The organism is Tritonibacter sp. SIMBA_163 (assembly GCF_046535935.1).
In the GTDB taxonomy this organism is placed as follows: Bacteria; Pseudomonadota; Alphaproteobacteria; order Rhodobacterales; family Rhodobacteraceae; genus Epibacterium; species Epibacterium scottomollicae.
Genome location: NZ_JAWJBP010000507.1, coordinates 1 through 269 on the forward strand (window position 1 = coordinate 1; position 269 = coordinate 269).

Annotated in this window: 1 pseudogene; it reads right to left on the bottom strand. The window is 52.0% G+C overall.

Going from position 1 to position 269, the window contains the following annotated elements:
* Window positions 1-269, bottom strand: a pseudogene (locus R0J92_RS23320) (hypothetical protein); the annotation flags it as partial.

Sequence of the window (269 nt, forward strand, 5' to 3'; positions counted from 1 at the left end):
GGCTTCCCGGTACCGAGCCAGCTCTTGTTCCGTAAATGCACCATGTCTTGCCGTGCCTTTCATCGCTTGGCCCAGCCATTCGAATTCATTTGCGCCCATCAATTTTTCCGGTACTTCCGGCAGCTGGAAAAACGCCATATACGAGCTTTTCACCCATTGCATCGGATTCTTCATGAAGACTCTAGGCATGGCAGCAGGATGCGGGATATTGATGGCAACGAGTTTTTTAACGTATTCCGGCCGTGTCGCTGCCAAATGCCAGGCTACCG